Source organism: Mycobacterium sp., assembly GCF_035653355.1.
Classification (GTDB): domain Bacteria; phylum Actinomycetota; class Actinomycetes; order Mycobacteriales; family Mycobacteriaceae; genus Mycobacterium.
In genome coordinates this window covers 1-5,370 of sequence record NZ_DASRBZ010000241.1, presented here as the reverse complement: position 1 = coordinate 5,370, position 5,370 = coordinate 1, and the positions used below count along the sequence as shown (strand labels likewise).

At 63.1% G+C, this 5,370-nt stretch carries 4 protein-coding genes and 2 pseudogenes; 3 read left to right on the top strand and 3 right to left on the bottom strand.

Annotation, left to right across the window (positions count from 1 at the left end; translation table 11 throughout):
- Window positions 1-221, top strand: a pseudogene (locus VFA16_RS08210) (hypothetical protein); the annotation flags it as partial.
- Window positions 222-357: 136 nt separating this feature from the next.
- Here VFA16_RS08210 and VFA16_RS08205 read toward each other — a convergent pair.
- Window positions 358-1,647 carry an ArsB/NhaD family transporter gene (locus VFA16_RS08205; protein WP_324967338.1) on the bottom strand — a complete coding sequence of 430 codons (1,290 nt, stop codon included), beginning with the start codon at window positions 1,645-1,647 and terminating at the stop codon, window positions 358-360.
- A 348-nt stretch (window positions 1,648-1,995) separates the two neighbouring features.
- Between VFA16_RS08205 and VFA16_RS08200 the strand changes: the two are divergent.
- Window positions 1,996-2,118, top strand: a pseudogene (locus VFA16_RS08200) (hypothetical protein); the annotation flags it as partial.
- Window positions 2,119-2,220: 102 nt separating this feature from the next.
- Here the strand turns inward: VFA16_RS08200 and VFA16_RS08195 are convergent.
- Window positions 2,221-3,633: a nitrate/nitrite transporter gene (locus VFA16_RS08195; protein WP_324967337.1), complete on the bottom strand. Its 1,413-nt coding sequence runs from the start codon at window positions 3,631-3,633 to the stop codon at window positions 2,221-2,223.
- Window positions 3,634-3,657: 24 nt separating this feature from the next.
- Complete coding sequence (locus VFA16_RS08190; protein WP_324967336.1) at window positions 3,658-4,515, bottom strand: class I SAM-dependent methyltransferase; 858 nt, start codon at window positions 4,513-4,515, stop codon at window positions 3,658-3,660.
- 218 nt (window positions 4,516-4,733) lie between these two features.
- On the opposite strand from VFA16_RS08190, the gene VFA16_RS08185 reads away from it, so the two are divergent.
- Window positions 4,734-5,216, top strand: a complete 483-nt coding sequence (locus VFA16_RS08185) for a MarR family transcriptional regulator (protein WP_324967335.1) — start codon at window positions 4,734-4,736, stop codon at window positions 5,214-5,216.
- Window positions 5,217-5,370 lie beyond the last annotated feature (154 nt).

Below are 5,370 nucleotides of genomic sequence, written 5' to 3'. Positions count from 1 at the left end.
ACCAGGAGGCATTTCGCCGGTATGAACGCCGGCTGCGACGGGTCGTTGAGGCCCGGCAGCAGTCGGCGCGCGGTTTCGCCGCGATGTTCGCGCCAAAGACATCGCTGGGCCTGTGGACCCGCAATCACGCGTCCAAACTGCTGGGCATTCCGCGGGTGGCCGACTGGGCCGTCCGACGCGAATTCCGCGACGACATCACGTTGCCCGAATATGCGGCTTAGTTATCGGCCGACCGTCGCCATTAGAGACCAGCGGTCGGGGGATCACCGCCGCACGTATCGAACGTTGGGTATGTGGCGAACGGCTGGCCGTCGGACAGACCGCAGTTTTGCCCTTCGCCAAGCCGCTTGTTGTGAATCACGCTGTTACGAAGTATCGCAGCCACAGGTAGGCCGCAGCGAGCGCGACCGAGATGGCGGTGACCATCACGCCTTTGCGGGTGAACTCCCAAAAGGAAATCGGGTATCCTGCGCGCCGGGCGATTCCAAGCATGACGACATTGGCGCTGGCCCCGACGGCGGTCAGGTTGCCGCCGAAGTCCGCACCCAGCGCCAGCGCCCACCACAGCGTGTCCGGTTCCACCCGGCCGGGCATGCGGGCGACCAGTTCAGTGACGATCGGGGTCATCGTGGCGACATAGGGAATGTTGTCGATGATGCCGGACACCGGTGCTGAGATGCCGAGGATCAGCATGACGGTTAGTGACTCGTTGCCCCCGGTCAGCGCGGTCGCTGCGCGAGCCAGCTCATCGATGACACCGGTCTTCACCAACGCGCCGACCATGACGAACAGGCCGGCGAAGAACAGTAGTATGTCCCATTCGACGTTGGACAGGTACTCCGATCGCTGCAGCCCGGAGATCAGGATCAGGATGCCGGCGCCCAGCACTGCGACGACGGATGGTTCGATGTGAATCACCGGATGGGCGATGAAGGCGGCGAAGACCAACGCCAGGACAACGCCGCACTTGACCAGCAATCCGCGGTCGCGGATGGCCTCGCGTTCGTCCAGCGACATGACGTCGGCCACCCGCTCGGCATCGACGTCGAAAGAGCCGCGGAAGAAGAGCGGTAACAATGCGACGAAGGCAATCAGCACGATGACGACGATCGGTGCCATGTGCACAAGGAAGTCGTTGAACGTCAATCCCGCCCGGCTGGCGATGATGATGTTGGGCGGGTCACCGACCAGCGTCGCCGCACCACCGATGTTGGATGCGAACACCTCGGCCATCAGAAATGGCGCCGCGTTGATTGCCAGCCGTTCGCACACCAACAGCGTGACCGGCGCGATCAACAAAACCGTCGTGACATTGTCCAACAATGCCGATCCAACCGCCATCACCCCGACCAGCAGGATCATGATCCGTAACGGAGAACCGTTGGCGCGTTTGGCGGCCCAGATCGCGACGTATTCGAAGGCTCCGGTGTGGCGGAGCACGCTGACGACGATCATCATGCCCAGCAGCAAAAAGATGACGTCCCAGTCGATTCCGGTCCGATGGGAGTAGAAGACGTCCTCGGACCGGATCACCGGCAAGGTGACCACGATTGCCGCACCGGCCAGCGCCACGAGAGTCTTATTGAGACGATCGCTGGCGATCAACGTATAGGCGACGACGAAAACTGTTACCGCGACGATGCTCATGGGCGCCCTCGCCGCGCGTCGTGGGGGCCGCTCATAGTGAGCGGCGATTGCTTCCGCCGGTCGGCAGCGACGATGAGCGTCGGGCCGAGCGCGGTTCGGTCAACGGTGTAGCCCATCGGCCTTCCCTTGGTCGTACGACAACGTCGCCGACCAGGCTTCCCGGCACACCGAATTGCCACGCTATCAGCCGCCGGTACTGGTTAGCCCAATCCTCCGAGTCGCCAACAGCGGACGCCAGTAGTCCACTCGAGGACAATCGCGCTCAAGTTCTCGGCGCCGCGGCCAGCAGACGTGATGCGGTGATCACGCCGTGGAGTGCGCCGTCCTTGACGACCGCGATGAGCGGAGCTACGCATCATGATCTTGCTGGTTTTGGTTACCGCATTCGGTTCGGCGCTGCTGGACAACGTCACGACCGTGTCGTTGATCGCGCCGGTCACGCTGCTGGTGTGCGACCGCCTCCAGATCAACGCGGGCGCCGTTTTTGATACCGGGCGGCCACCCTGCTGAGCAGAGATGCCGATGACGTCATTAGGGATCACGAGGACGTTGCTCACGATCTATGACCACGGTCTACAGCTGCCCAACATGCGAGGGCGCTTCTCGCGCGGCGGCGTGGCGATGCTCGGAATATGTTGAAGCTGGCTGGCGAACGTACCTGCTCCAGGTCACTACGGCAGCAATGATGTAGAAAGCCAAGAAGATCCAGTACGCAGGCGTGTCTGTGCCCGTGCTCAGGTAGGACTGCCGCAGCGCCAGGTTGATCCCGACGCCGCCGAGTGCGCCGAACGCCGCGACAAACCCGATCACCGCCCCCGACGTGGCTTCTGACCAGTGGCGGCGTTCCATCTCGGTGACCGCCAACAGATGGCTGCGGGCCTCGAAGACCGAGGGGATCATTTTGTATACCGCTCCGTTGCCGAACCCCGACAACACAAACAGGATCATGAAGCCGCAGATGTAGCCGACCATCGTGGCGGGGGTCGTGGGACCGGGATTGTGGTCGTCCACGGTGCTGATGCCCACCAGCAGCGCGGTGTCCAGGCCCATGGCGGTGAAGACAGCCAGCGCAACTCGGCTGCCGCCGATGCGGTCAGCGAGTCTGCCGCCATAGATGCGGGCCACCGATCCCAATGCTGGTCCAATGAAAGCGAATTCGGCTGCATGCAATGCTGCCTGGGCATGGGTTTGCCCGGTGGCTTCGAAGTTCACTTGCAGCACGAGGCCGAAGGCGAACGAGAAGCCGATCCATGAACCGAATGTGCCCAGGTATAGCAGAGCCAACAGCCAGGTGTCGCGCTCGGAGAGAATTGAGCGCATGTGGCTGACCTCGGTGGGATGCTCCAGATTGTCCATGTAATGTGCTGCGCCGATCGCGGCAACCGCCAACAGCAGCACGTAAAGTCCGCACACCCAGTACGGCTGGCGGTGGCCGGCGATTGCTATCACCAGCAGTCCCACCAGTTGGATCACCGGCACACCGAGATTGCCTGCTCCGGCGTTGAACCCCAGTGCCGAGCCCTTCAACCGGTGCGGATAGAAGGCGTTGGTGTTGGTCATCGACGCGGCGTAATTGGCGCCGCCGCACCCGGTGAGCGCCGCGCACACCAAATATGGCCATAGTGGCAGGCCCGGATGGGCCAACAGCAGGATCGTGCCGACGGTCGGTACCAGAAGAACCACGATCGAAAACACCGTCCAGTTACGGCCACCGAAGTGGGCGATGCCCAACGAATACGGGATGCGCAGGCATGCCGCGACCAGTGTGGCGGTAGCGCCCAGCAGGAACTTGTCGGCAGGAGAAAAGCCGTACACGTTCCGGGGCATGAAGAGCACCATCACCGGCCACAGCGTCCAGATCCCGAAGGCGATGTGGTCGCAGGCGATGACCCACAGCAGGTTGCGGCGGGCGATCGCTTTGTTCCCAGCCTCCCACGCGACAGCGTCTTCAGCGTCCCAATACGAGATGCGATGCGAGCGTGCCATCTAATCTTCGCCTTCCGCGACCAGCTATGCCCATGCGCTCCCGATGTTTCCAGTGGGGCACCACTTCGAAGCGACGACAAGCAGGTACTCCCACTGCATTACGCCGTTCGACATGTGGCGTCGAGCCAGTTCGACGAGTTGGGAGTCAAGGCTCTCGACCAACACGGGATTGTCGGCGATGTTGTGGTAGGCGTTGATGGTCGGGCCGTAGTGATGCTTGAAATACATGTGCACAGCCTCGGCGCTGCCGAACCGGTCCACCGTCAACATGCCGCGCCGAGAGCTGATTTCGGCGACCCGCTGACCCAGCAGCCCGGCAACGTAATCCTCACGGCCCCACAGCGCCGCCGGCGGCACAGTCGGGTCCAGCGTTGGCCGATACGGCCTGATCGTGGCAAGCATCTGGCCGAAGAACCCGTCCGGAGTCCAGCTGATGAGCCCGATCTTTCCGCCGGGGCGACACACTCGCACCAGCTCGTTGGCCGCGCGCTGATGGCGCGGCGCGAACATTACGCCGATCGCCGAAACCACTCGGTCGAACTCGCCGTCGGCGAACGGCAGCGCTTCGGCGTTGGCCTCGCGGCACTCGATGCTGAGATCCTGTTCAGCAGCGCGTGTTTGGGCGCGGTGCAGCAGTTCCGGGGTGAGGTCGCTGGCAACCACGTTGGCGCCCACTTTGGCGGCCGGGATCGAGACGTTGCCGGATCCAGCGGCGATGTCGAGCACCCGATCGCCCGGACCCATGCCCGTGGCGGCGACCAGTAATGGGCCGAGGGGGACCATCACCTCCTCGGCCATCAGCGCATAGTCGCCCATCGCCCACACCGCTCGGTGTGTGGTCGCGACGGCGTGGTCTTCGGTGGCAGGGGTATCGATGCTCATACAGATCTCCTGACGAAAGCAGCAGGTGGCTGCGCCGACACCGTCGGCGCCGTGGCGGCGAAACTTCACCCACCAAGCTCAAGTACAGCTATAGTTGCACTAGGAGATAGTTTACTTTGACTATAGTAGATGCCTGCTAAACTGCTGGATGGCAGCTGTGAGGATCGCATCGACTAGCGCCTACTCCAGAGAGCCGGCGCGAACAAGGAGCGAAAACAATGGCCACCGAAAGCGCGACAGCAACACAGGAATCACTCGATGCGATCACTGACGCGTTGCTGACCGCGTCGCGGTTACTGGTCGCCATCTCGGCCCACTCGATCGCCCAAGTCGACGAAACGATCACCATCCCGCAGTTCCGGACCCTGGTGATCCTGTCGAATCGAGGCCCGATCAACCTGGCCACCCTGGCTGGGCTCCTCGGCGTAAAACCCTCGGCCGCGGGCCGGATGGTCGACCGACTCGTCAGCGCCGGATTGATCGACCGTCAACCGCACCCCAACTCGCGGCGCGAACTGCTGGCCGCCTTGACTCCGCGTGGACGAAAGGTGGTGCGGCAGGTCACTTCTCAGAGGCGCGCCGAGATTGCCCGCATCGTCGAAAAGATGTCGCCGTCAGAGCGCCATGGGTTGGTGCGCGCACTGACCGCGTTTACCACGGCCGGGGGAGAGCCGGCGGCCGATTTCGAGGGCGACGTGTAGCTCATCCAGTCGTTCAACGAGCGGTCGCGGCTGACCTACGTTTCGTACTTTGGCCGCCTCGAACGCCGCCTGTGCACTGATAACATCCCAACAGTGCCGGCGGCGAAAGATACCGGTCCCGATGAGCCCAGTGGGCGGTTGGGCGCATTCATCC

What these genes read in the sequence shown, in the direction of transcription:
- VFA16_RS08195 (WP_324967337.1), bottom strand. Translation starts at nt 3,633, where the DNA reads ATGGCACGCTCGCATCGCATCTCGTATTGGGACGCTGAAGACGCTGTC.
- VFA16_RS08190 (WP_324967336.1), bottom strand. Translation starts at nt 4,515, where the DNA reads ATGAGCATCGATACCCCTGCCACCGAAGACCACGCCGTCGCGACCACA.
- VFA16_RS08185 (WP_324967335.1), top strand. Translation starts at nt 4,734, where the DNA reads ATGGCCACCGAAAGCGCGACAGCAACACAGGAATCACTCGATGCGATC.
- VFA16_RS08205 (WP_324967338.1), bottom strand. Translation starts at nt 1,647, where the DNA reads ATGAGCATCGTCGCGGTAACAGTTTTCGTCGTCGCCTATACGTTGATC.